The 21935-nt window shown below is 61.3% G+C and carries 23 protein-coding genes; 16 read left to right on the top strand and 7 right to left on the bottom strand.

Features of this window, described 5'->3' with window-relative positions; genetic code table 11:
• Nucleotides 1-71: 71 nt before the first annotated feature.
• Nucleotides 72-671 (top strand): nucleotide exchange factor GrpE, encoded by a 600-nt coding sequence (gene grpE / locus HP556_RS28165; protein ID WP_175369366.1) that lies wholly within the window; start codon nucleotides 72-74, stop codon nucleotides 669-671.
• A gap of 54 nt (nucleotides 672-725) precedes the next feature.
• Here grpE and pncA read toward each other — a convergent pair whose 3' ends face one another.
• Together pncA and HP556_RS28175 are read right to left on the bottom strand one after the other, a co-directional pair.
• Entirely contained in the window at nucleotides 726-1442 is a 717-nt protein-coding gene (pncA, locus tag HP556_RS28170; RefSeq protein ID WP_175369367.1) for a bifunctional nicotinamidase/pyrazinamidase, read from the bottom strand.
• A gap of 85 nt (nucleotides 1443-1527) precedes the next feature.
• Nucleotides 1528-2472 (bottom strand): hypothetical protein, encoded by a 945-nt coding sequence (locus HP556_RS28175; RefSeq protein ID WP_175369368.1) that lies wholly within the window; start codon nucleotides 2470-2472, stop codon nucleotides 1528-1530.
• Between the two features lie 380 nt (nucleotides 2473-2852).
• Here HP556_RS28175 and dnaK point away from each other — a divergent pair, with 380 nt between their 5' ends.
• The 8 genes from dnaK to HP556_RS28215 all read left to right on the top strand — a co-directional run bounded on the left by dnaK (nucleotide 2853) and on the right by HP556_RS28215 (nucleotide 10027).
• Nucleotides 2853-4751: a molecular chaperone DnaK gene (gene dnaK / locus HP556_RS28180; RefSeq protein WP_068730261.1), complete on the top strand. Its 1899-nt coding sequence runs from the start codon at nucleotides 2853-2855 to the stop codon at nucleotides 4749-4751.
• A 183-nt stretch (nucleotides 4752-4934) separates the two neighbouring features.
• Nucleotides 4935-6077 (top strand): molecular chaperone DnaJ, encoded by a 1143-nt coding sequence (gene dnaJ, locus HP556_RS28185; RefSeq protein WP_092140889.1) that lies wholly within the window; start codon nucleotides 4935-4937, stop codon nucleotides 6075-6077.
• Between the two features lie 92 nt (nucleotides 6078-6169).
• Nucleotides 6170-6772 carry a class I SAM-dependent methyltransferase gene (locus HP556_RS28190; RefSeq protein WP_093757830.1) on the top strand — a complete coding sequence of 201 codons (603 nt, stop codon included), beginning with the start codon at nucleotides 6170-6172 and terminating at the stop codon, nucleotides 6770-6772.
• A 45-nt stretch (nucleotides 6773-6817) separates the two neighbouring features.
• The gene (locus HP556_RS28195) at nucleotides 6818-7396 is read left to right on the top strand and encodes an NADPH-dependent FMN reductase (protein WP_093757831.1); all 579 of its coding nucleotides are present in this window, start codon (nucleotides 6818-6820) and stop codon (nucleotides 7394-7396) included.
• Between the two features lie 6 nt (nucleotides 7397-7402).
• Nucleotides 7403-8119: an orotidine-5'-phosphate decarboxylase gene (gene pyrF / locus HP556_RS28200; RefSeq protein WP_175369369.1), complete on the top strand. Its 717-nt coding sequence runs from the start codon at nucleotides 7403-7405 to the stop codon at nucleotides 8117-8119.
• A 23-nt stretch (nucleotides 8120-8142) separates the two neighbouring features.
• The gene (locus tag HP556_RS28205) at nucleotides 8143-8445 is read left to right on the top strand and encodes a DUF1330 domain-containing protein (RefSeq protein ID WP_120287700.1); all 303 of its coding nucleotides are present in this window, start codon (nucleotides 8143-8145) and stop codon (nucleotides 8443-8445) included.
• A 120-nt stretch (nucleotides 8446-8565) separates the two neighbouring features.
• Nucleotides 8566-9381, top strand: coding sequence for a 4-hydroxy-tetrahydrodipicolinate reductase (gene dapB / locus HP556_RS28210; RefSeq protein WP_089263057.1), 816 nt, complete (start codon nucleotides 8566-8568; stop codon nucleotides 9379-9381).
• 22 nt (nucleotides 9382-9403) lie between these two features.
• Nucleotides 9404-10027, top strand: coding sequence for a 2,3-bisphosphoglycerate-dependent phosphoglycerate mutase (locus HP556_RS28215; RefSeq protein WP_089263055.1), 624 nt, complete (start codon nucleotides 9404-9406; stop codon nucleotides 10025-10027).
• A 26-nt stretch (nucleotides 10028-10053) separates the two neighbouring features.
• Here the strand turns inward: HP556_RS28215 and HP556_RS28220 are convergent, their stop codons facing one another.
• Nucleotides 10054-10845: an alpha/beta fold hydrolase gene (locus HP556_RS28220; protein ID WP_175369370.1), complete on the bottom strand. Its 792-nt coding sequence runs from the start codon at nucleotides 10843-10845 to the stop codon at nucleotides 10054-10056.
• A gap of 171 nt (nucleotides 10846-11016) precedes the next feature.
• Here HP556_RS28220 and HP556_RS28225 point away from each other — a divergent pair, with 171 nt between their 5' ends.
• The 3 genes from HP556_RS28225 (at nucleotide 11017) to HP556_RS28235 (ending at nucleotide 14637) form a co-directional block, all read left to right on the top strand.
• Complete coding sequence (locus tag HP556_RS28225; RefSeq protein WP_093757834.1) at nucleotides 11017-11667, top strand: GntR family transcriptional regulator; 651 nt, start codon at nucleotides 11017-11019, stop codon at nucleotides 11665-11667.
• Nucleotides 11664-13193, top strand: a complete 1530-nt coding sequence (locus tag HP556_RS28230; protein ID WP_175369371.1) for an aldehyde dehydrogenase — start codon at nucleotides 11664-11666, stop codon at nucleotides 13191-13193. The genes HP556_RS28225 and HP556_RS28230 overlap by 4 nt, the downstream gene beginning before the upstream one ends.
• 76 nt (nucleotides 13194-13269) lie before the next feature.
• On the top strand, nucleotides 13270-14637 hold the full coding sequence (locus tag HP556_RS28235) for an MFS transporter (RefSeq protein ID WP_089263047.1): 1368 nt from the start codon (nucleotides 13270-13272) through the stop codon (nucleotides 14635-14637).
• A 47-nt stretch (nucleotides 14638-14684) separates the two neighbouring features.
• Here the strand turns inward: HP556_RS28235 and HP556_RS28240 are convergent, their stop codons facing one another.
• Together HP556_RS28240 and HP556_RS28245 are read right to left on the bottom strand one after the other, a co-directional pair.
• Nucleotides 14685-15566, bottom strand: coding sequence for a methylated-DNA--[protein]-cysteine S-methyltransferase (locus HP556_RS28240; protein WP_414716825.1), 882 nt, complete (start codon nucleotides 15564-15566; stop codon nucleotides 14685-14687).
• 81 nt (nucleotides 15567-15647) lie between these two features.
• Nucleotides 15648-16166, bottom strand: a complete 519-nt coding sequence (locus tag HP556_RS28245; RefSeq protein WP_175369372.1) for a DUF2244 domain-containing protein — start codon at nucleotides 16164-16166, stop codon at nucleotides 15648-15650.
• Nucleotides 16167-16188: 22 nt separating this feature from the next.
• On the opposite strand from HP556_RS28245, the gene nth reads away from it, so the two are divergent.
• The gene (nth, locus tag HP556_RS28250) at nucleotides 16189-16962 is read left to right on the top strand and encodes an endonuclease III (RefSeq protein WP_175369373.1); all 774 of its coding nucleotides are present in this window, start codon (nucleotides 16189-16191) and stop codon (nucleotides 16960-16962) included.
• Here the strand turns inward: nth and HP556_RS28255 are convergent.
• Nucleotides 16959-17711, bottom strand: a complete 753-nt coding sequence (locus tag HP556_RS28255; RefSeq protein ID WP_175369374.1) for a sulfate transporter family protein — start codon at nucleotides 17709-17711, stop codon at nucleotides 16959-16961. The two genes, nth and HP556_RS28255, sit on opposite strands and share 4 nt — an antisense overlap.
• A gap of 140 nt (nucleotides 17712-17851) precedes the next feature.
• On the opposite strand from HP556_RS28255, the gene HP556_RS28260 reads away from it, so the two are divergent.
• The 3 genes from HP556_RS28260 to HP556_RS28270 are packed head-to-tail and all read left to right on the top strand — an operon-like array spanning nucleotide 17852 to nucleotide 21031.
• Complete coding sequence (locus HP556_RS28260) at nucleotides 17852-19234, top strand: ABC transporter substrate-binding protein (protein WP_089263039.1); 1383 nt, start codon at nucleotides 17852-17854, stop codon at nucleotides 19232-19234.
• A gap of 53 nt (nucleotides 19235-19287) precedes the next feature.
• Entirely contained in the window at nucleotides 19288-20166 is an 879-nt protein-coding gene (locus HP556_RS28265) for a carbohydrate ABC transporter permease (protein ID WP_089263663.1), read from the top strand.
• 13 nt (nucleotides 20167-20179) lie between these two features.
• Nucleotides 20180-21031, top strand: a complete 852-nt coding sequence (locus HP556_RS28270; RefSeq protein WP_068730277.1) for a carbohydrate ABC transporter permease — start codon at nucleotides 20180-20182, stop codon at nucleotides 21029-21031.
• A 9-nt stretch (nucleotides 21032-21040) separates the two neighbouring features.
• On the opposite strand, the gene HP556_RS28275 is transcribed toward HP556_RS28270, so the two are convergent.
• Nucleotides 21041-21928 carry a YiiX/YebB-like N1pC/P60 family cysteine hydrolase gene (locus HP556_RS28275; RefSeq protein ID WP_175369621.1) on the bottom strand — a complete coding sequence of 296 codons (888 nt, stop codon included), beginning with the start codon at nucleotides 21926-21928 and terminating at the stop codon, nucleotides 21041-21043.
• Nucleotides 21929-21935 lie beyond the last annotated feature (7 nt).

Below are 21935 nucleotides of genomic sequence, written 5' to 3' on the forward strand. Positions count from 1 at the left end.
TTCGGCGCTCAAACCCCGATATCCCGCTCAGCAATCCCACCATTTTGGCGTGTTTTTGAGAAGGCAGCGTGATGACTGATTCCAATGGGCAGAACGACAATCAGGACAAGACGGCAGCGGCCGCCGATCCGGTGGTCTCCAAGCCCTACATCATGCCGGACGATCCGGAACCGAATTCGGTCGAGGCCCTGACCAAGGAAGCAGCGGAATCGCGCGACAAGATGCTGCGCACGCTGGCGGAGATGGAAAATCTGCGCAAGCGGACCCAGAAGGAAGTCGCCGACGGCCGCACCTATGCGATCGCCAATTTCGCGCGTGAAGTGCTCGATATCGCCGACAGCCTGCAGCGCGCCCTCGATGCCGTGCCTGCCGACACCAAGGCCGCCGCCGATCCAGGCCTGAAGGCGCTCCTCGAAGGTGTCGAGCTCACCGAGCGTTCGCTGCTCAACACGCTGGAAAAGAACGGCGTGAAGAAGTTCGATCCGTCGGGCGAGAAGTTCGATCCGAACTTCCAGCAGGCGATGTACGAAGTGCCCGATGCCTCGGTGCCCGCGGGCACCGTCGTTCAGGTCGTGCAGGCCGGTTACACCATCGGCGAACGCGTACTGCGCCCGGCGCTGGTCGGCGTGTCGAAGGGTGGGGCCAAGGCGGCGCCTGTAGCGTCGGAGTAAAGCTGCGTAGTAAGAGCTGGATCGCCCGGTCAAGCCGGGCGATGACAGCGAGAGTTAAGCCGCCAGATCGCCTGACTGAATCCGTTTCACGCCGGCTTTGTTCATGTCGGCCCAGGCCTTGGCCAGCGAGCCCTGCGTGTCGATGCCGCGGCAGGCATCTTCGATCACATAGACATCGAAACCTGCTTTTCGCGCATCAAGGGCGGACCACGCGACACAGAAGTCGGTGGCGAGGCCGGCGATAAATACACGCTGCAATTTGCGGGCTTTCAGATAGGCGGCAAGACCGGTGGTGGTCTTTCCGTCAGCCTCGGTAAACGCCGAATAGCTGTCGACGTCCTTGTTGAAGCCCTTGCGCAGGATCAGCTCGGTATGCGGGATCGCGAGATCCTTCGACAGCGCAGCCCCTTCAGTGCCCTGCACGCAGTGATCCGGCCACAGCACCTGTTTGCCGTATTTCACCTCAAGGGTCTCAAACGGCTTCTTGCCGCTGTGGCTGGATGCGAAGGAGATATGGCCCGGCGTGTGCCAGTCCTGTGTCATCACCACATCGGCGAATTTCTTCGCGATGCCGTTGATGATCGGGACGACCTTGTCGCCGTCCTTCACGGCCAAGCTGCCGCCCGGCAGGAAGCAGTTCTGCACGTCGATCACCAGCAGAACGGATGTGCGATCGAGACTGACCTTGCCGGCGGCGGATAATGTTTTGGGAGCTAGGCTGGTCATGGCTACGGCTCCAAGCCCCCCGAGAACCTGACGTCTGTTGAGCATCGCGAAATTCCCCGTACCGAATTGGCCCAGCAAATCAGGTCACGGGGAGATCGTAAAGCGGGCCGTGAGGACGGCCGTGCGTTCTTTAGCGCGGCTCGATACCGTCGCGCACGGCGCGGAAGCGCGGAAACGCCTTGGCCCAATCGTCACGTGGGGCGCTCGCGATAATGCGCATGGTGACCTTGCCGCCGCCGAAGCGCAGCCACTGCACAACGCTGACCGGCGTGTTGTTCTTGCCGCTGACGGCGTCGATACGGGTCTCCCAGCCTGCCATGCCGTCGATCCGTTGCGGCTCCGACATGGTGATGCGGCCTTCGCGCAGGCCGGGAATCGTGCCTGCTGCCTGCTGAGCAAAGCGGCCGCGATCTTCGGCCTTTTCCGGCGCCGAGGCCAGGCTGCCGATCACCATGAAAGGGCTCGTTTCTATGCTGTTCTCGTCAGTCGAGTCGGCAAGCAACAAAGCGGCGCCGGGCGCCAGCGTACGGACAGTTTTGAAGTCGCTCATTTCGGCGACCTTGAACGGCATCAGGCCGAGCTGCTCGGCCAGCGGGACTTCCTTGCGGACCACGGCGGATGAGAGCATCTGGCGCACCGCGTCGTCGGTGTAGATTTTCTGGGCGTTTTCCGGGACCTGCACGGCGACATAGCCGGAGAAGGTCCCGCCGCCGACGATCATCGAATAGCGCCTGACATTGCCGGTCGCGTCCTTGGCATTCTCGATCGTGTAGAAGGCCTTTCCGGCTGTGGTCTCTATGCTTTCCGGCTTCGCGACCATGCCCGCCGGATTGGCCTTGAACGCGGTCTCAACCTCGTTGAAGGCGGCGGCCGGCAGTTCGGTTACAAGCACCTTGACGCCCTGATCGGAGGTCTCGAAGCCGACAAAGGTCTTTGCCGGGGCGAGGCCAACCAGCGGGGCCAGACCCACACGGACACCCGGCGGGAAGACGGGATCAGCCGCCAAAGCGGGGCGGTGGGCGACCGAAATGGCCGTCAGCATGGTCAAGGCGAACAGGGGCGCAGCATGTTTCATGAAAAATCTACTGGGTTTGCATTGAGGCTGTTCGATGGTGCGGGGCTCCGGCCTTGGTCGCCGCGCGCCCGGTCGGAAAGGGCTTTCACGGTTGCCCTGTTCCGCCAACAGATCAAGCCATAAATCCGTTCCCGGCGCGGTCCGCGCCCATCCGTCGCGTATTGGCGAAACAACCGCCAAGGGTCTGTTTCACCAAATATTAATTTCGCGCACCGGTCGTGTTTTCATGGGTCTGGAGTGTGCCAGATGCCTTGCGGCCACCACCCCCCCTCCTATATGAGGCCTACCGTCGCAATATCGCGAATAGTTGATGTTTGGGGGTTGGGAGCGGGGTGCCGTCAGGGCCCAGCCAACCTGCCGCAGAAAAAGGATATGAGAGCATGGGAAAGGTCATCGGTATCGACCTCGGTACGACGAATTCCTGCGTCGCCGTCATGGATGGCAAAACGCCGAAGGTCATCGAGAACGCAGAAGGCATGCGGACCACGCCGTCCATCGTGGCTTTTACCGATGATGGCGAGCGCCTCGTCGGCCAGCCGGCCAAGCGCCAGGCAGTTACCAATCCCGAGCGCACCATTTTCGCGGTGAAGCGCCTGATCGGCCGCCGCTATGACGATCCGACCGTCGAGAAGGACAAGAAGCTCGTCCCCTACAAGATTGCCAAGGGTGGCAATGGCGACGCCTGGGTCGAAGTTGACGGTAAAACCTATTCGCCCTCGCAGATCTCCGCCTTCACGCTGCAGAAGATGAAGGAGACCGCGGAGGCTCATCTCGGCCAGAAGGTCGAGCAGGCCGTCATCACCGTGCCCGCTTACTTCAACGACGCCCAGCGTCAGGCCACCAAGGATGCCGGCAAGATCGCCGGCCTCGAAGTGCTGCGCATCATCAACGAGCCGACGGCAGCTGCGCTCGCTTACGGCCTCGACAAGTCGAAGTCCGGCACCATCGCGGTGTACGACCTCGGCGGCGGCACCTTCGACGTTTCGATCCTCGAGATCGGCGACGGCGTGTTCGAGGTGAAGTCCACCAACGGCGATACGTTCCTCGGCGGTGAAGACTTCGACATGCGTCTGGTCGGCTACCTCGCCGACGAGTTCAAGAAAGAGCAGGGCATCGACCTGCGCAACGACAAGCTGGCCCTGCAGCGTCTGAAGGAAGCTGCTGAAAAGGCGAAGATCGAGCTGTCGTCGACGACCCAGACCGAAATCAACCTGCCGTTCATCACGGCGGATGCCTCCGGTCCGAAGCATCTGACGCTGAAGCTGACCCGCGCCAAGTTCGAAGCGCTGGTCGACGATCTCGTGCAGAAGACCATCGAGCCTTGCCGCAAGGCGCTCAAGGATGCGGGCCTCACCGCCGGTGAAATCGGCGAAGTGGTTCTGGTCGGCGGCATGATCCGCATGCCGAAGATCCAGGAAGTCGTGAAGCAGTTCTTCGGCAAGGAGCCCCACAAGGGCGTCAACCCGGACGAAGTCGTGGCCATCGGCGCCGCCATTCAGGCCGGCGTGCTGCAGGGCGACGTCAAGGACGTGCTGCTGCTCGACGTGACCCCGCTGTCGCTGGGCATCGAGACGCTGGGTGGCGTGTTCACCCGCATCATCGAGCGCAACACGACGATCCCGACCAAGAAGAGCCAGGTATTCTCGACGGCCGAAGACAACCAGAACGCCGTTACCATCCGGGTCTTCCAGGGTGAGCGCGAAATGGCGGCCGACAACAAGCCGCTCGGCCAGTTCGACCTGATGGGCATTCCGCCGGCTCCGCGCGGCATGCCGCAGGTCGAGGTGACCTTCGACATCGACGCCAACGGCATCGTCAACGTGTCGGCGAAGGACAAGGCGACCAACAAGGAACAGCAGATCCGGATTCAGGCATCCGGCGGTCTGTCCGAGTCCGACATCCAGAAGATGGTCAAGGACGCCGAAGCCAACGCTGCCGAGGACAAGAAGCGTCGTGAGGCTGTCGATGCCAAGAACCACGGCGATGCCCTCGTGCATTCGACCGAGAAGGCTCTCGGCGAGCATGGCGACAAGGTTGGTGAGACCGAGCGCCGCGCCATCGAGGATGCCATGAGCGACCTGAAGGAAGCTCTGAAGGGTGATGATGCCGAGGCGATCAAGGCCAAGACCAACACGCTGGCGCAAGCTTCGATGAAGCTCGGCGAAGCGATGTACACCCAGCAGGCCGAGGCTGACGCCAAGCGCGATGCCGAGAAGGATGACGTGGTCGACGCCGAATTCACGGAAGTCGACGACGACAAGCCGAAGAAGTCGGCCTGATAGGCGAGCGGAACGATGACCCTCATCCTGAGTAGCGCGGTGCGCGTCTCGAAGGATGAGGGTTGTTTTTTGTCAGGCGGGCCTTGTTAGGCAAGTTTTGTTAGTGCGGGAGTAGCATCTTCATCGATGCGTTCTTCTGGGATGCTCCTCGGGATGAGGACCAATTTCGGGCGGATCTGACTGATGTCCACCAAGCAGTGTTATTACGAGACGTTGGAAGTCGAGCGCGGCGCGAATGATGCGACCCTGAAGACGTCGTTTCGTAAGCTTGCGATGAAATGGCATCCGGACAAGAATCCAGGCGATGCCGCCGCTGAAGTGAAGTTCAAGGAAATTGCCGAGGCCTACGACGTCCTCAAGGACGGCGACAAGCGCGCGGCCTATGACCGTTATGGCCATGCGGCCTTCGAACAGGGCAATGGTGGCGGCGGTGGTCCGGGCTTCGGATCCGGCTTCGCCTCCTCCTTCTCCGACATTTTCGAAGACTTGTTCGGTATGGCCGGGCAGCGCGGCGGTGGCCGCAGCGGCGGCCGCGAGCGCGGGGCCGATCTTCGCTACAACATGGAAATCACGCTGGAGGAGGCTTACTCCGGCAAGACCGCACAGATCGAGATTCCGGTCGCGGTGACCTGCGAAGCGTGCTCCGGCACCGGCGCCAAGGCAGGAACCAAGCCGAAGGCCTGTTCGACCTGCGGCGGTGCCGGCCGCGTCCGTCAGGCCCAAGGCTTCTTCACACTGGAAAGGACCTGCCCGAGCTGTCAGGGCCGCGGTCAGATGATCGAGGATCCGTGCCCGAGCTGCTCCGGCGCCGGCCGCGTCGAGCGCGAGCGCACGCTCTCGGTCAACATTCCGGCGGGCGTCGAGGACGGCACCCGCATTCGTCTTGCCAATGAAGGCGAAGCCGGCGCGCGCGGTGGCCCGTCGGGCGATCTCTATATTTTCCTGTCGCTGGCCTCGCACGACTTCTTCCAGCGCGATGGCGCGGACCTACATTGCCGCGTGCCGATCTCGATGGTGACCGCCGCGCTGGGCGGCGAATTCGAAGTGCCGACCATCGAAGGCGGGCGCAACAAGGTCAAGGTTCCCTCGGGCACCCAGTCCGGGCGGCGCTTCCGCGTTTCATCGAAAGGCATGCCGGTGCTGCGCTCGCGCCAGACCGGCGACATGTATGTCCAGGTCGTCGTGGAAACGCCGCAGAACCTGACGAAAAAGCAGCAGGAGCTGCTGGCCGAATTCGAGAAACTATCTTCGGGTGCAACGCAACCTGAAGCCGCGGGTTTCTTCACTAAGGTCAAGGACTTCTTCGGAACGCGGACAGGCTCCTAACGTTGGAAGCTTGACCGTTTCTATTGTTGCCTATACCTCTTTATGACGAAATTCTGACGTTCCGCACGTTCCGCGGTCTGCCTGGAAGCGACATGCCTCTGCACTCGTCCGCGCGTACGTTGAAGAAGCCGCTCCGTCTCGACGACGAGGTTCGCTTCCTCCGTTCATGGATCGATAAGCCGCTGCATATGGGTGCCGTGATGCCGTCGGGCAAAGCTCTTGCCCGCACGATGGCGCAATATGTCGACAATGATGCGACCGGTCCGGTCATCGAACTTGGACCCGGCACCGGCGCGATCACCTCTGCGCTGGTTGCGCACGGGGTGGACCAGAAACGTCTGGTGCTCGTCGAATTCAATCCCACCTTTTGCGCACTGCTGCGTGAGCGCTACCCGCAGGCGACGATCGTTCAGGGTGACGCCTACACATTGCGCGATACCCTGTGGGATGTGCTGAAAGAGCCCGCCTCCGCCGTCGTCTCCGGCCTGCCGCTGGTCACCAAGCCGATGCTGACGCGCCTCAAGCTGATCCGCGATGCCTTCGCGGCGATGTCGCCGAACGCGCCCTTCGTGCAGTTCACCTATTCGGTGGCGCCGCCGATCCCCAAATCGCTGCCCGGCGTGTCCACAGAGGCCTCCGAGCGGATCTGGATGAACCTTCCGCCGGCGCGCGTCTGGGTGTATCGCAAACGCTAGTGCCGGCCGCGATCGCGCGGTGGCTTCGCCCCGACGATCGGAATCATGGCTGCGATCAAGATCCTCGTTATTCCAGGCTCGCTGCGCACAGGGTCGCTGAATGCGAAACTCGCGGCTGTCGCCATTGACGCGCTGGTTCGCGCCGATGTCGATGCCACCAGGATTTCGCTCGGCGACTTTCCGCTGCCGATCTATGACGGCGACCTTGAGAGCAATTCCGGCGTACCGAAACATGCGCTCGATCTGAAGCGTATGATATCGGCGCATCATGGTGTGCTGATCGTGACGCCTGAATACAACGCGTCGCTGCCGCCGCTGGTGAAGAATACGATCGACTGGATCTCGCGCGTGGAAGACACGCATGAGAGCAAGGGCCAGGTGTTTCGCGAGCGGCCGTTTGCGATTGCGGCGGCTTCGAATGGGCGGCTTGGCGGTGCGCGCTGTTTGCAGGCCTTGCGGCTGGTGCTGTCGGCGTGTCGCGCGATGGTGATCCCGAACCAGCTCACGCTGGCGTTCGCCGGTGAGGCCTATGACGATATGGACCGGCTGAAACACGCCGCCGACAAGGATGCGATGACGGCGATGGTGCGCCAGCTTATCGATGTCGCGCAGCAGATGAAGTGAGACGAGATGACGTTGCAGACCATTGATCCCCGCGACCGCCTGATCGTCGCGCTCGATTTGCCGGATGTTGACGCTGCCGAAGCGATGATCGCGCGGCTCGGCGACAGCGTGACTTTCTACAAGATCGGCTATCAGCTCGGCTATGCTGGTGGTCTGCCGCTGGTGCGCAAGCTCGCCGATACCGGAAAGAAGGTGTTCGCCGATCTGAAGATGCACGACATCGGCAACACCGTCGCGCGCGGTGTGGAAAGCGTGGCGAAGCTCGGCGCGACCTTCCTCACCGTGCATGGCTATCCGCAGACCATGCAGGCGGCGGCCAATGCCAGCAAGGGCTCGGGCCTGAAGATCCTCGCGGTGACAGTACTGACCTCGTACGACAACGAGGATCTGAAGGCCGCGGGCTATCAACTCGGTGTCAGCGATCTCGTCGCCGCGCGCGCGCAGCAGGCGCAGGCGCTCGGTATCGATGGCCTCGTCTGTTCGCCAGAAGAGGCGGCGAACCTGCGCAAGCATATCAAGCCTGAGATGTGTCTGGTCACGCCCGGTGTGCGCCCTGCGGGCAGTGACGTGGGCGATCAGAAGCGGATCATGACCCCGGCACGCGCGATTGCCGAAGGTTCGGACTATCTGGTGGTCGGCCGTCCGGTAATGGAAGCTGCTGATCCGAAGGCTGCGGCCGAGGCGATCGTCGCCGAAATTACGCAGGCACTGGCGAACACGTAAGAACGGGACAGGGAGAGAGACAGATGGCCAAGGCTTACTGGATTGCACGCGTCGACGTGCACAATATGGACGGCTACAAGCAATACGTGGCCGAGAACGGCCCGGTCTTCAATAAATTCGGGGCCAAATTCCTGGTGCGCGGTGGTCAGTTCGAGGCCAAGGAAGGCACGTCGCGCTCGCGCAATGTTGTGCTCGAATTCAAGGACTACACGACCGCGCTAGCCTGTTACAATTCGCCGGAATACCAGCGGTTGGTCGCGATGCGCAGCCCGCACGGCGAGAGCGATCTCGTGATCATCGAGGGGTATGACGGTCCGCAGCCTTGAGCGGCAGGGCCTTAAGCATGTGTTTGATCTGATTGGTATCTAAGGACTTTAGGTACCGTGGGCGTGTTGCCGCCGTGGCAACGCGCCGCTATACCGCCTTGAGATACTGAGGATCGTTCAATGTCCGATATGAGACTGATCGTTGCTGGCGCCGGCGGCCGAATGGGCCGCGCGCTGATCCGCACCATCTCCGAAACCCCCGGCGCTGTTGTTTCCGGTGCGCTCGAGGCGCCCGGCTCGGAGCTGCTCGGACAGGATGCCGGCGTGCTCGCCGGCCTTCCCGAGAACGGCGTCAAACTCTCGGCCGACCTCTGGACGCTGTCGAAGGATGCCGATGGTATCCTTGATTTCACGGTGCCTGCGGCGACCATCGCCAATGTTGCGATCGCAGCCCAGCGCGGCCTCGTTCACGTGATCGGCACCACCGGCCTGTCGTCGTCGGACAACGCGGTGATCAAGAGCGTGACCGGTCAGGCCATCGTCGTGCAGTCGGGCAATATGAGCCTCGGCGTCAATCTGCTCGCCGCGCTGGTGAAGCGCGTTGCGCAGTCGCTCGATGACGGCTTCGACATCGAAGTGCTGGAGATGCATCACAAGGCCAAGATCGACGCGCCCTCGGGCACGGCTTTCATGCTGGGTCAGGCTGCTGCCGAGGGTCGCAAGATTCCGCTCGAGCAACATTCGGCGCGTGGCCGCGACGGGCTCACCGGCGCGCGCAAAACCGGCGATATCGGCTTTGCCTCGTTGCGCGGCGGTACTGTCGCTGGCGATCATACGGTGATCTTCGCCGGTCCCCATGAACGCATCGAGCTGTCGCACAAGGCCGAGGATCGCATGATCTTCGCCCATGGTGCGCTGAAGGCGGCGATGTGGGCGCATGGAAAAAAGCCAGGTTTGTACTCGATGGCTGACGTGCTCGGCCTTGGTGAAATGTAAGAAGAACGAAACGGAATTCTCGATGAACGAACGTCTTCTCGTCCTCGTCCGTCATGGACAGAGCGAATGGAATCTGAAGAACCTTTTCACCGGCTGGAAAGATCCTGATCTCACCGAGAAGGGCGTCGCAGAGGCCAAGGAAGCCGGCCGCAAGCTGAAGGCGCAGGGTCTGACCTTCGATGTCGCGTTCACCTCGGCGCTGACCCGCGCGCAGCACACGCTCAATCTCGCACTGGAAGAGATGGGCCAAACCGGCCTGCCGATCACGAAACATCTGGCGCTGAACGAGCGCGATTACGGTGATCTCTCCGGCCTCAATAAGGACGACGCCCGCGCCAAATGGGGCGAGGAGCAGGTCCATGTCTGGCGTCGTTCCTATGACGTGCCGCCGCCCGGTGGCGAGAGCCTGAAGGATACGCTGGCGCGCACGCTGCCGTATTTCGTGCAGGAAATCCTGCCCTGCGTGCTGCGCGGCGAACGCACGCTGGTAGCGGCCCACGGCAATTCGCTGCGTGCCCTGATCATGGTGCTGGAGAAGCTGACGCCGGAAGGCATTCTCGCCCGCGAACTCGCAACCGGCGTGCCGGTGATCTATCGGCTCAATGCCGATGCGACGGTGGCGTCGAAACTCGATCTGGCGGGTTGATCGACGCGCTCGGTTGCGTGGCGCGGCTAGCGCGCCATCGCAGCCGACACGAAATCCGAGATCGCATCGAGAAAGACGTCCGGCTTCTGCAATTGCGGGACATGCGCGCAGCCCGGAAGCACGATCAGCCGTGCATCAAGTAGTCCGGCAGCAAGCTCTCTGGACATCGGTGGTGGCGTCGCTTCATCGTGCTCGCCGACCAGCACCAGCACCGGCACTTTGACGGTCCCGATCTCAGGCCGGAGGTCCAGCGTCGCCAGGGACTCGCAGGCACTCTGAAACACGCCGGGATCCGTGCGCAAAAAGGCCTCGCGGCGATCGCGCATCAGCTCCGGGTTCTGTTCCTGAAATTCAGCGGCGAACAAGCGTCGCATCGCGACATCGGTAACCGCCGGCAATCCCTTGGTCGATGCTGCCGTCGCCATGTTGCGGAACGCCTCGCGGCCGGATTCGGAAAACGCTGCGCCGCAATCGGCGAGAACCAGACGGCCTGCAATGCCGGGATGGCGGATCGCCATCTGCAAGGCAACGAAACCGCCATAGCCGTTACCGAGCACGATCGTGTCCGCGCCGTCGCCGCAGTCCCTGACGGCTTCCGCCACGCGGTCCGCTACGGCCGCCAGTCCGCCGCTTACGGCGTCTGATCCCCCAAAACCCGGCAATTCGGGAACGATGACACGGTGGGTCTTGGCCAGCGACGGCACGATGCTGTCGAAGCTTGCCCGGTCAGACAGCAGCGAGTGAAGCAGCATGATGGCCGGTCCTTCGCCGAATTGCGCTGCATTGACGGTGCTGTTTGCCAAGCGCCGATCTGCCATTTTTGCCTCTCCCGTCAAAAGCTTGCAGCCCGCAGCCTGGTCGGCTGTTGCATCCGCCTGTCCTGTTGTGTCCCGGACCGGAGCCTAAAAGCAAGTCCTCGATCGCGCAAATCTGACTTGACGTGATATTTCACGAGATGCATCTTTGTCGGAGAATCAGAGGAAATATCCGTGCTTCTTCGAGATAACGTCTACAACAGCCTCAGGTCTGATATCCTGATGTGTCGCTTTTTGCCAGGCGATGATATGCGGGAGCAGGAGCTGGCGGTGCGCTATGCGGTCAGCCGCCAGCCCGTACGTGAGGCTTTGCTGCGGCTCGAGCGCGAGCATCTCGTGACGGTGCAGCCGCGCCAGGGTTATCGGGTCAATCCGATCTCGATCTCGGACGCCCGGGACCTGTTGCGGTTTCGCTATGCGGTCGAGCCGGCCTGTGTGTCGGAAGCGATCGAGCACGCCTCGGACAACATCCTGCGCGGATTGGACCAATACAGGTCGTTCGACGGCTCGGCGGAAGATTTCATCGATTATAACCGCGCCTTCCATATCGCGCTGGCACAGGCGTCCGGCAACCGGCGCATGGCGTCGGCCGCGCGCGATCTGATCGAACAGGCCGACCGGCTGGTGCGTATCAGCATCGCCAACGTCAAGGGCCGCGATCACATGCAGCTCGTGGGCGAGCACGTCAGCCTGATCGACGCCATGCAGCGCCGCGACCAGCGCGGCGCGGCGCGCATCATCAAGGCTCACATCGAGAAAACAGAAAAGCGCGTGCTGCCTGCCTTGGCGCGTAACGCGATCATCGTCGAAGGGAGAGATCTATGAACATTCCAACAAAAACAGGCTCCATCGATGTCGAGATCCACGGCAATTTCGTAGACGGCCGCGAAGTCGAGGCCGGCAACGGCGAGATGATCGATGTGCGCAACCCGGCCACGGGCGACGTCATCGCACGAATTCCCAATTCGACCGCAGCCGATATCGATCATGCCATGAAGAGCGCGCGTGCGGCGTTCGAAGGGCGCGCCTGGGGTGGCATGGATACACGTGCCCGTGCGCGCCTGATCAATAAGCTCGCCGATGCGTTCGAGGCCAACCTAGACACGCTGTATCGGCTGGAAACGTTGAACAACGGCCGTCCAGTCAACGAGACACGTGCGCAGCTCTCGCGCCTCCCGGACTTCTTCCGCTACTTCGCGGGCGTCGCCCTGGCGCGGCGCGATTCCGTCATTCCGGTTGAAGGCGCGTATCTCAACTATACGCTGCGCACGCCGATCGGGATCGTGGCGAACTGTACGCCGTTCAATCATCCGCTGATGATCCTGTGCAAGTCGCTGGCTGCCGTTCTGGCCACCGGTTGCGTGACGGTCGTGAAGCCCTCGGAATACACGCCCCTGACCACGCTGAAGCTCGCGCAGATCTTCACCGAAGCCGGCCTGCCGCCGGGCGTATTTAATATCGTGCTCGGCTACGGCCCGAGCGCCGGCAAGATGCTGTCCGAACATCCCGATATCAACAAGCTGGTGTTGACCGGCGGTACCGAAGCCGGGCGCATCGCCGGTGCTTCGGCAGCGAAAGTATTCGCGCATCAGACGATGGAGCTTGGCGGCAAGACGCCTGTCATGGTGTTCGACGATTTCGATGTCGATCAGGCAGTGAACTACGCTGCCTTCGGTGCCTTCATCGGTGCCGGCCAGACTTGCGTCTGCGCTTCCAGGCATATCGTGCAGGCCTCGATCTACGACGAGTTCGTAGCGAAGCTGCAGGCCAAGACGAAGTCTATCCGTATCGGCGATCCGTTCGATCCCAACACGCAGCTCGGCCCGGTGATCTCGGCGCGCCAGCGTGACCGCGTACTGTCTTATGCGCGTTTCGGTCACGAGGATGGCGCCCGGCTGGTTGCTGGTGGCGTTGCGGCAAAGATAGCCGGTCACGAAAACGGGTTCTTCGTGGAGCCCACGGTGTTCGCGGATGTTCGGTCGGACATGCGCATCTTCCAGGAAGAGGTGTTCGGTCCGTTCACCTCTGTCACGCCGTTCAAGGACGAGGCCGATGCGTTGCGTCTGGCCAATGATTCCCCGTTCGGACTTGCAGCGGCGATCCGCACCCGTGACGTCGCGCGCGCACATCGCGTGGCCGGCCGCGTCAAGGCGGGTATCGTCTGGATCAACGATCATCATCGCCTCGATCCTGCATCGCCCTGGGGCGGCGTGGACGACAGTGGCATCGGCCGTGAATGCGGCACCGAAAGCTTCGATGATCACTTCAACACCAAGAGCGTGATGGTGGCGACGGGCGATGGCCCGTTCGACTGGTATCGCGACACGGCGGGGCAGAAGCGACTGAACTAGAGCAAAGCGATCGCCAACAGATCCCCCACAGAGGGACGGCGCTAATCGATATGGAAACAAACAGGGAGAGACGACGATGCCGACATCAGTAAATGCGGGCGGCCGGTTGGACCGGCTGCCGATCGGACCGTTCCACTACCGCATCATGACGTTGATCGGGATTGGAATGTTCTTCGACGGCTTTGACATCTATATCGCAGGAACAGTGCTGGGCGTGACGCTCAAGAGCGGCTTCTCAACACTCGCGGAGAATGCGCTGTTCATTTCGGCGACGTTCTTCGGAATGATGCTCGGCTCGTTCGGCACCGGCTTTCTCGGTGATCGCTACGGCCGTCGGTTCTCCTATCAGTTCAATCTGCTGCTATTCGGCGTAGCATCGCTCGCGGCGGCATTCGCGCCAAACATGACCATCCTGATCCTGTGCCGCTTCGTGATGGGTCTTGGGCTCGGTGCTGAAAACGTGGTCGGCTACTCGACGATGACCGAGTTCGTTCCCGCGCGTTCGCGCGGCAAGTATCTGGGGCTGATGGCCGTCTGCGTCGTTAGTGGCCTGCCGGTGGCGCTACTGGTGGCCTCGTTCGTGGTGCCGATGTTCGGATGGCGCGCCATGTTCGTGCTCGGCGGCATCGGTGCGCTGGTGGTCTGGTACATGCGCAAGAACCTGCCCGAGTCGCCGCGCTGGCTCGAGGCCGTCGGCCGCCGCGAGGAGGCTGAGGCGCTGATGCAGAAGATCGAAAGCGAGGCTGCCCAGGGCAAGCCGCTGCCGCCGGTGACCACGGTCCCGACCGTGCAGGCGTCCGGCCAGCTGTCGTCGCTATTCGCGCCCCCACTGCTGTCGCGTATGATCGTCGGTTCGATCTGCCTGATCACCATCAACACATTGCTGTATGGCTTCGTGACCTGGCTGCCGGTGTTCTTCATCAAACAGGGATTGAGTGTCGCCACGTCGTTCAGTTACTCGCTGCTGATGGCGCTGGGTGCTCCGGTCGGCTCGGCTATCGGCGCGCTGACGGCCGACCGTTGGGGCCGCAAGCCGACCATCATCGGTTCGTCGCTGATCGCGGTGGTGTTGGGCATCATCTATCCGATGATTTCCGATCCGCTTCTGCTGCCAGCGGTCGGTTTCGCACTCACGATCCCGATCTATGTGCTGGTTGCGCTGCTGTTCGGCATCTATATCCCCGAACTGTTCCCCACCGAAGTGCGATTGCGGGCGTCGGGGATCGTCAACACGCTGGGGCGCGGCGCAACCATCGTGACGCCGTTCTTGGTGGTGACCCTGTTCGAGGCGCGCGGCGTTGCGGGCGTAATGGCGCTGATGATCGGATTGCTGGTGCTGCAGATCATCACGGTGTGGGCGTTCGGCATTGAGCCACGGAACCGCAGCCTTGAAGAAATGAAGACCGACGAATCCTCAGCGCCCGTGCTGAAGGAAGCGTCTTAGTCGTTCGTTCAGTCCAATGGGTCGCAGGAAACTGCGGCCCGTTGCTGTTAATTCGCTCCCACCTGTCCCGCTTCCCAGCCGATCATGGCCTGCTTCCGTGTAATGCCCCAATGATAACCCGTCAGTGCGCCGGATTTACCGAGCGCACGGTGGCACGGCACCACGAAGGAAATCGGGTTCTTGCCCACGGCCGCGCCGACGGCGCGTGAGGCCTTCGGGTTGTCGATCTTGCAGGCGATATCCGAATAGCTGACCGCACGACCCATCGGGATCTTCAGCAGCGTTTCCCAGACGCGGACTTCGAAATCCGTCCCGATCAGCACCACCCGCAACGGCTGGTCCGGGCGCCACAGCTTGCTGTCGAAAATTCGCTGCGCCAGTCCGGCCGTGCCGGGAGTGTCCTCAATCAATGTGGCCGCCGGCCAGCGCCGACTCATGTCGGCGAAAGCGCGCTGTTCGTCGCCGGGATCGGAGAAAGCGAGACCCGCAAGGCCGCGGTCGCTGGCGATCACGATGGCTGTGCCGAACGGCGAGGGATGGAAGCCGTAGCGCAATTCCATACCGGCGCCGCCGGTTTTCCATTCTCCTGGCGACATCGCTTCATGGGTGACGAACAGATCGTGCAGCCGGCCCGGGCCCGACAGGCCGGAGTCGAGCGCCGCATCGAGCACGCTGGCGGAATCGCGCAGCAGGTGCTTGGCATGATCGAGCGTCAGCGCCTGCATGAACGCTTTCGGTGTCAGTCCGGCCCAGCGGCGGAACAGGTGGTGCAACTCGTCCGGCGTCACGCTCGCGGCGTCAGCCACGGCCTCGATGTTCGGCTGGTCCCGCCACTGCGAGTGCATGAAGCCGATGGCACGGCGTACGGAATCGTAATCGCGCAGGGCTGCGTCGCGCTGGCCCGGCTTGATCGGGCGATGCTCAGTCATCGCTAGGTCTCTGGCAAGATTCATCATGATATCGATGTAGGCCTGCCCCGACGCGCAAACCACCCGTTTCCCGATGGATCATCAGTTCACCGGATTATAGGTCGGGCCGCGTTTGGCGGCCTGGAGCGCTTCCATCAAGGCTTTGATGAAGCTTGCCTTTTCCTCTGCGCCGAGGAACCGTGCGATCGACACTCGACGGCCGCGCGACACCAGAAAAAGCTGCTCGATGCCGAATTCGGCGTGGCACACCTGATCGATCTGCACCCAGAGCGGATTGAATGCCCATTCCACGACGTCGCCTGATGGGCTGACCCGGCGCACACGGATTTCCGACGGCGTGACCGTGATCTCTTCGGTGGCCCTGGCGCGTCTGTCGTAGATCTTGAAGGCGATATAGATCGCCAGCAGGTCGAGGCCGAAAAAGCCGAGCACCGGCCAGGCGCCCATTAGCAGAAAGGCCATCCCCGCGCCGAACGAGACCATGCTGATGAAACCCATGAGCATGAGGAAGCCCTTGCGACCCAGCGCGTGATGCGGACGCAGCAGCGCGCTGAACAGCATCGGTTCCTGCGGGACGTCAAAGTCGTTGCCTGATGTCATGGTCCCTCAGTATATCCCTTTGATGCCGAAAATCACCCGCAAGCTCCCCGCCAGCGCGAAGCCCAGTCCTGCAAAGAAGGTTGTAGCGAAAGCGGTCAAGGCACCTGCGAAGATAGCCAAGCCGAAGCCCATCAAGTTGAAACCCATCAAGTTGAAGCCTTGGACCAAAGCCCAGGTCCATGAAGCCTTCTCGCGCTTCCGCAAGGCTAATCCCGAGCCCAAGGGCGAGCTCGAACATCTCAATCCCTACACATTGCTGGTCGCCGTGGTGCTGTCGGCGCAGGCGACGGACGCCGGAGTCAACAAGGCGACGCGTGCGCTGTTTCCCATCGCCGATACGCCGCAGAAAATGATCGATCTCGGCGAAGAGGCGGTGCGGGAGTATATCAAGACCATCGGCCTCTACCGCACCAAGGCGAAGAACGTCATCGCGCTGTCGGAAAAACTGATCCGCGAATTCGGCGGCGTCGTGCCGCGCACCCGCGCCGAAATCGAGTCACTGCCGGGCGCCGGGCGCAAGACCGCCAATGTCGTGCTCAATATGGCGTTTGGCGAGCACACGATGGCTGTGGACACCCATGTCTTCCGCGTCGGCAATCGCACCAATATGGCGCCGGGCAAGAACGTACTGGACGTCGAACTCGAATTGGAGCGGGTGATCCCGCACGAGTTCATGCTGCATGCTCATCATTGGCTGATCCTGCACGGCCGCTATACGTGTCTCGCGCGCAAGCCGCGCTGCGAGGTGTGTCTGATCAACGATCTGTGCCAGTGGCCGGAGAAGACCGTGGTCTAGGCGACCGGCACCTTCGTCACGCGACCTGGCTCGATCAGCTCCGGTCGTGGTCCGCTCAATCGCTTGTGCATATGGACCATGAAGGTCATGCCGAATAGCGGCGTGGCCAGGTTGACGATCGGGATCGAGACGAAGGCTGCGATAAACAGCCCGGCGGTGAACACCGTCGCCGCATGCTGCTTGCGCATCACCTTGGCGTCCGCCGGCGAGCGGAACCGCATGGCGGCCAGCTCGAAATATTCGCGGCCGAGCAGCCAGGCTGTGGCGATGAAGAAGACAACGAAACCAATGCCGGCGAAGAACACGAAGGGCAGCGCGACCAGATAGACCGCGATGGTCAGCAGCGCGGTCTTGCCGCCTTCGGTGATGGCGAGCCCGAACGGCAATGCGACGCCGACCCGCTCGGCGGGATAGTGCTCGCGCTCGACGATATCGGCAACATCATCGACGAACACGCTGGCGACCAGTGATGTAATCGCCGGCATCAGAAAGATTGCGCCGGCGACGACGCCGAGACCGGCGGCAATCGACAAGATCCAGGACAGCACATTGATCATCGTGTGGTAGTCCGACCCGATCGTGCTTTCGGCCCAGACGCCGCCCGAAGTGGCAGCCCAGTTCAACAACCGCTGCATGCCGACCGCCAATACGGTGATTAAAACCAGGGCAAGTCCGATCGACTTCCACAGGATGCTGCGCATCGGTGGTGAAAGAATTTGCGATAGCGCCTTGGCGGCAGCGACAAGCATCCGATTTTCTCCTTGCAATCACGAAGACGTAACCCTTGCGAAGTTGTCAGACAAGTGCAGCGCAGCATCGACTTCTTCACTGGACGGATAAATAGAAAGAGGTAGTCTCAAGAAAAACAATCATCAGGGAGGACGACGTCTTGATCACCAAGGGTACCCGTGCGCTTGTTTTCGCCACTGCCGCTTCCGGCTTGTTTCTGACCGCAGCGCCCGCCTTCGCGCAGCAAAGCATCACCGTCTGGTTCAGCAAGGGGTTTTATAAGTCTGAAGATGAATCGCTGCTGGCGGCGATCAAGAAGTTCGAAGACAAAACCAAGATCAAGGTCGAACTCTCGCAATATGCCATTCAGGACATGATCCCGAAGACCGTGGCCGCATTGGATTCCGGCACGCCGCCAGATGTCGCTTATGCCGACACCTACGATGTGCAGGCATCCGGCAAATGGGCCTTCGAAGGCAAGCTGGAAGATATCACCGACATCCTAAAGCCGATGATGGATAAATTTGCGCCGAACACGGTCGAGACGGCCTATCTGATGAACGGTCAGACCAAGAAGAAGGCGTATTACGGCTTTCCGCTGAAGCAGCAGTCGATGCATGTGGAGATCTGGAGCGATCTGCTCGAGCAGGCCGGCTACAAGATCAGTGATATTCCCAAGGACTGGAAGGGCTATTGGTCGTTCTGGTGCGATAAGGTCCAGCCGGCCTATCGCAAGGCGTCAGGCAGCCGTGCCTATGGTGTCGGCCAGCCGATGGGCGTGGAGTCCACGGACTCGCTGCAATCGTTCTACACCTTCATGGATGCCTATAACGTCAAGCTGGTGGACGACGATGGAAAGCTTCTGGTGGACGATCCCAAGGTCAAGGAAGGTCTGATCGGCGCGCTCAGGGACTATACCGACACCTATATCAAGGGCTGTACGCCGCCATCCTCGACAACGTGGAAGGACCCCGACAACAATGTCGCCTTCCACAACAAGAGCATCATCATGACCCACAACTTCACGATTTCGATCGCGGCGAAGTGGTTTGAGGATTCGCAGAACCAGACGCTGACGCCGGAGCAGCGCGCGGCCGGCAAGAAGGCCTATGAGGAAACCATCGTCACTGCATCGTTCCCGCTGAAGCCGGACGGCACGCCGATCAAGTATCGCTCCGACGTGAAGACGGGGATGATCTTCTCGCAGTCGAAGAACAAGGCGGGCGCCAAGGAGTTCGTCAAGTTCCTGATGGAAGAAGAAAACCTGGGCCCCTATGTCGAAGGCGCGCTCGGTCGTTGGTTCCCGGTGACCAAGGCTGGACAGGCAAGCCCGTTCTGGCAGGCCGACAAGCATCGCAAGGCGGTCTACACCCAGTTCACGGGAGGCACCTCGTCGTTCGATTTCGTGAAGAACTACAAGTTCACGATCCTCAATAACGAGAACGTCTGGGCCAAGGCGATGAACCGCGTGGTCAGCGAGAAGGTGCCGGTCGAGAAGGCCGTCGATGAGTTGATCGCCCGCATCAAGGAAATCGCGGGTTAGTCCGAGACAAAGCCGGCCGCCCCTCGCGGCCGGCTTTTGCAATGGTGTACAGCATGGCCACGATCACCTATCCCGCTCCCGCCGATACGCTGCCACGCCGGCCATGGTCGGCCCGCCTGACGACGCCGCAGGTCTGGGGCGTCGTGATGATCGCGCCCTATCTGCTCGTGTTCGCCGCCTTCGTGGTCTATCCGATCGGTTATGGCTTGTGGCTGGCGCGGCACCCGGCGAGTTACGTCGCGCTCTATAACGATCCGGTATTCGCGCGCGCAGTCGTCAACACGCTGATCTTCCTGATTATCGGCATCAATGTGAAGATGCTGATCGCTCTGTTTCTGTCCGGCTTCTTCGTGCAGTCACGGACATGGATACGCTGGCTGTCGGTACTGTTCATCCTGCCTTGGGCGGTGCCGTCGATCCCGACCATCCTGTCGGTGCGCTTCATGTTCAATCCCGAATGGGGCGTGATCAATAATCTGATCTTCAAGTTTACCGGCGAGGATGGGCCCAACTGGCTGAACGATCCCGCTATCGGCCTGACGCTGGCGATCATGGTGCACATCTGGAAGTCGCTGCCGTTCTGGACGTTGATCCTGATGACAGGGCGTCTGGCGATCTCGACGGACATGTTCGAAGCCGCCGATGTCGACGGCGCCAGCTGGTGGCAGAAATTCCGCTTCATCACCTGGCCGTCGATGCAGACGCTGTATCTGACCTGCACGCTGCTTTCGATGATCTGGACGCTCGGTGACTTCAACAGCGTCTATCTGTTGACGGGAGGCGGGCCAGCGGATCTCACTCATGTTCTGTCCACATTGGGGATTCGCTATCTCCGCCTCGATCAGCTCGACATGTCGATGGCATCTATCGTTTGCGCGATGCCGCTTGTGCTGCCGTTGGTCTATTTCATGATGAAACGGCTCTCTCGATGAAGAGGTTCACCCGATGAGAGTGCCAACGCTACGAGAAGTCGGCACCGAAGCGCGGCTGCTGCTGATCGGCATTCCCGTGCTGATCTGGACGTTGATTCCGATCTACCACATGTTCCTGTTCGCGATCTCGCCGAAGCAGGATGCGTTCGCGGGCAAGCTGTGGCCCGACCATCCGACGCTGAACAATTTCAGAATCGTGTTCAATCAGCAGCACTATTTCCTGCGCGATTTTTGGGCGCAGTTCCTGAACTCGGTCGTCATTGCGGTGGCGGTCGGTGCGCTGACGCTGGTGATTGCGACATCGGCGGCCTTTGCGATCAGTCGTCTGCGCGTCCGCGGCGGTCGAACGGTGATGAACATGGCGCTGTTCACCTATTTCATTCCCGCGGCATTCCTCGCGGTACCGATGTATCGCACCATGGGCAATTACGGTCTGCTCAACAATCACTGGTCGCTGATCCTGGCGATGGTGACCATTGCTTCGCCCTATGCGATCTGGGTGCTCAAGCAGGCGTCGGACAAGCTGCCGCTCGAGCTCGACGAAGCCGCCATCATGGACGGCGCAACGCCGCTGCAACTGTTTCGCATGGTCTATGTGCCGCTGATGTTGCCGTCGCTGGTCGCGATCGGCACCTATGCGCTGCTGCTCGCCTGGAACGAATATCTCTACGCCTTCCTGCTGCTGTCCAAGGATACCGAGATCACGCTACCCGTCGCGCTCGGCAACTTCCTGGCCGCTGATGACTCGCCCTGGGAATTGCTGATGACCACGGGCTTTATTTACGCGCTACCACCAGCCGCAGTGTATTACGCCTTTCGGCGCTACATGGTCGGCGGACTCACAGCCGGCGCGGTCAAGTCTTGAAGTGGCGGATCAGGCGATAAGCCTGATCCGAGGCCTGCTCACGTCTTCGTCAGCCACTTCCGCTTCCGTGTCAGTCGTCTCAGGAATGAGCGTCGGCGTGCCGAAGACGTCCGGAAATGGATCGAAAGTGCCCGCCACCTCCCGGAGCGGCTTTTGTTTGTCGGCCCAATGCAATGCCGTGTAATCGAATCCGAGTTCAATGGTCGGCTTCACCACTTCGAAATAGGGCGAGATATCGAAATCCCTGGGCATATACAGCGATGAATCGCGGATGTGCAGAATCTCGCGACGGGCCTGGCGGCTACCGGCGCGGGTGATTTTCGGCAGAATCGGATAGCGCACGGCATCGAAAGCCTGCGCGATCAATGCCGAGCAGATGATCTTGGTGGGATCGCCGGAGCCGAAAGCGATCATGCGCCGCCGCCAGCGCTGCGGTATTGGCAGCGGGATCAGGAAGCGCATCAGGTCGAGAATGTTCTTGGTGTCGTAACCAAAGCCAATCCGGTTGATGGCGTAGCGACACACAGTGGTGCGGTCCTCGTAGGACAGACCGACCGGGCGGCACAGGCGGGTGTGGAACGGATAATATTTCGACAGCGGTGCCGAGGTGACACCTTCGCCGATATTGGCCTCGATCAGCACATGGGGCTCGCCGTTCGGCTCTGCAGCACCATTGATTGGGCCGACATAGAGCGCGGCATGCGACCAGGTCGATTGCGTGAGATATTTGATGATGCCAGAGACGCGGTTGTTGCCTTCGACCAGCAGCACGTCACCTTCCTCGATGATACCGCGCAGGCGTTCGGGGTCGCTCGGCGTGAATGGCTCGTAGCCGGGCAGCTCCTTCTGCAGATATTTCGCGATCAGTTTCCCGACCGTATCGAGCATGAGGCCCATGATCGTG

It is taken from the genome of Tardiphaga robiniae (assembly GCF_013359755.1).
GTDB classification, from domain to species: domain Bacteria; phylum Pseudomonadota; class Alphaproteobacteria; order Rhizobiales; family Xanthobacteraceae; genus Tardiphaga; species Tardiphaga robiniae.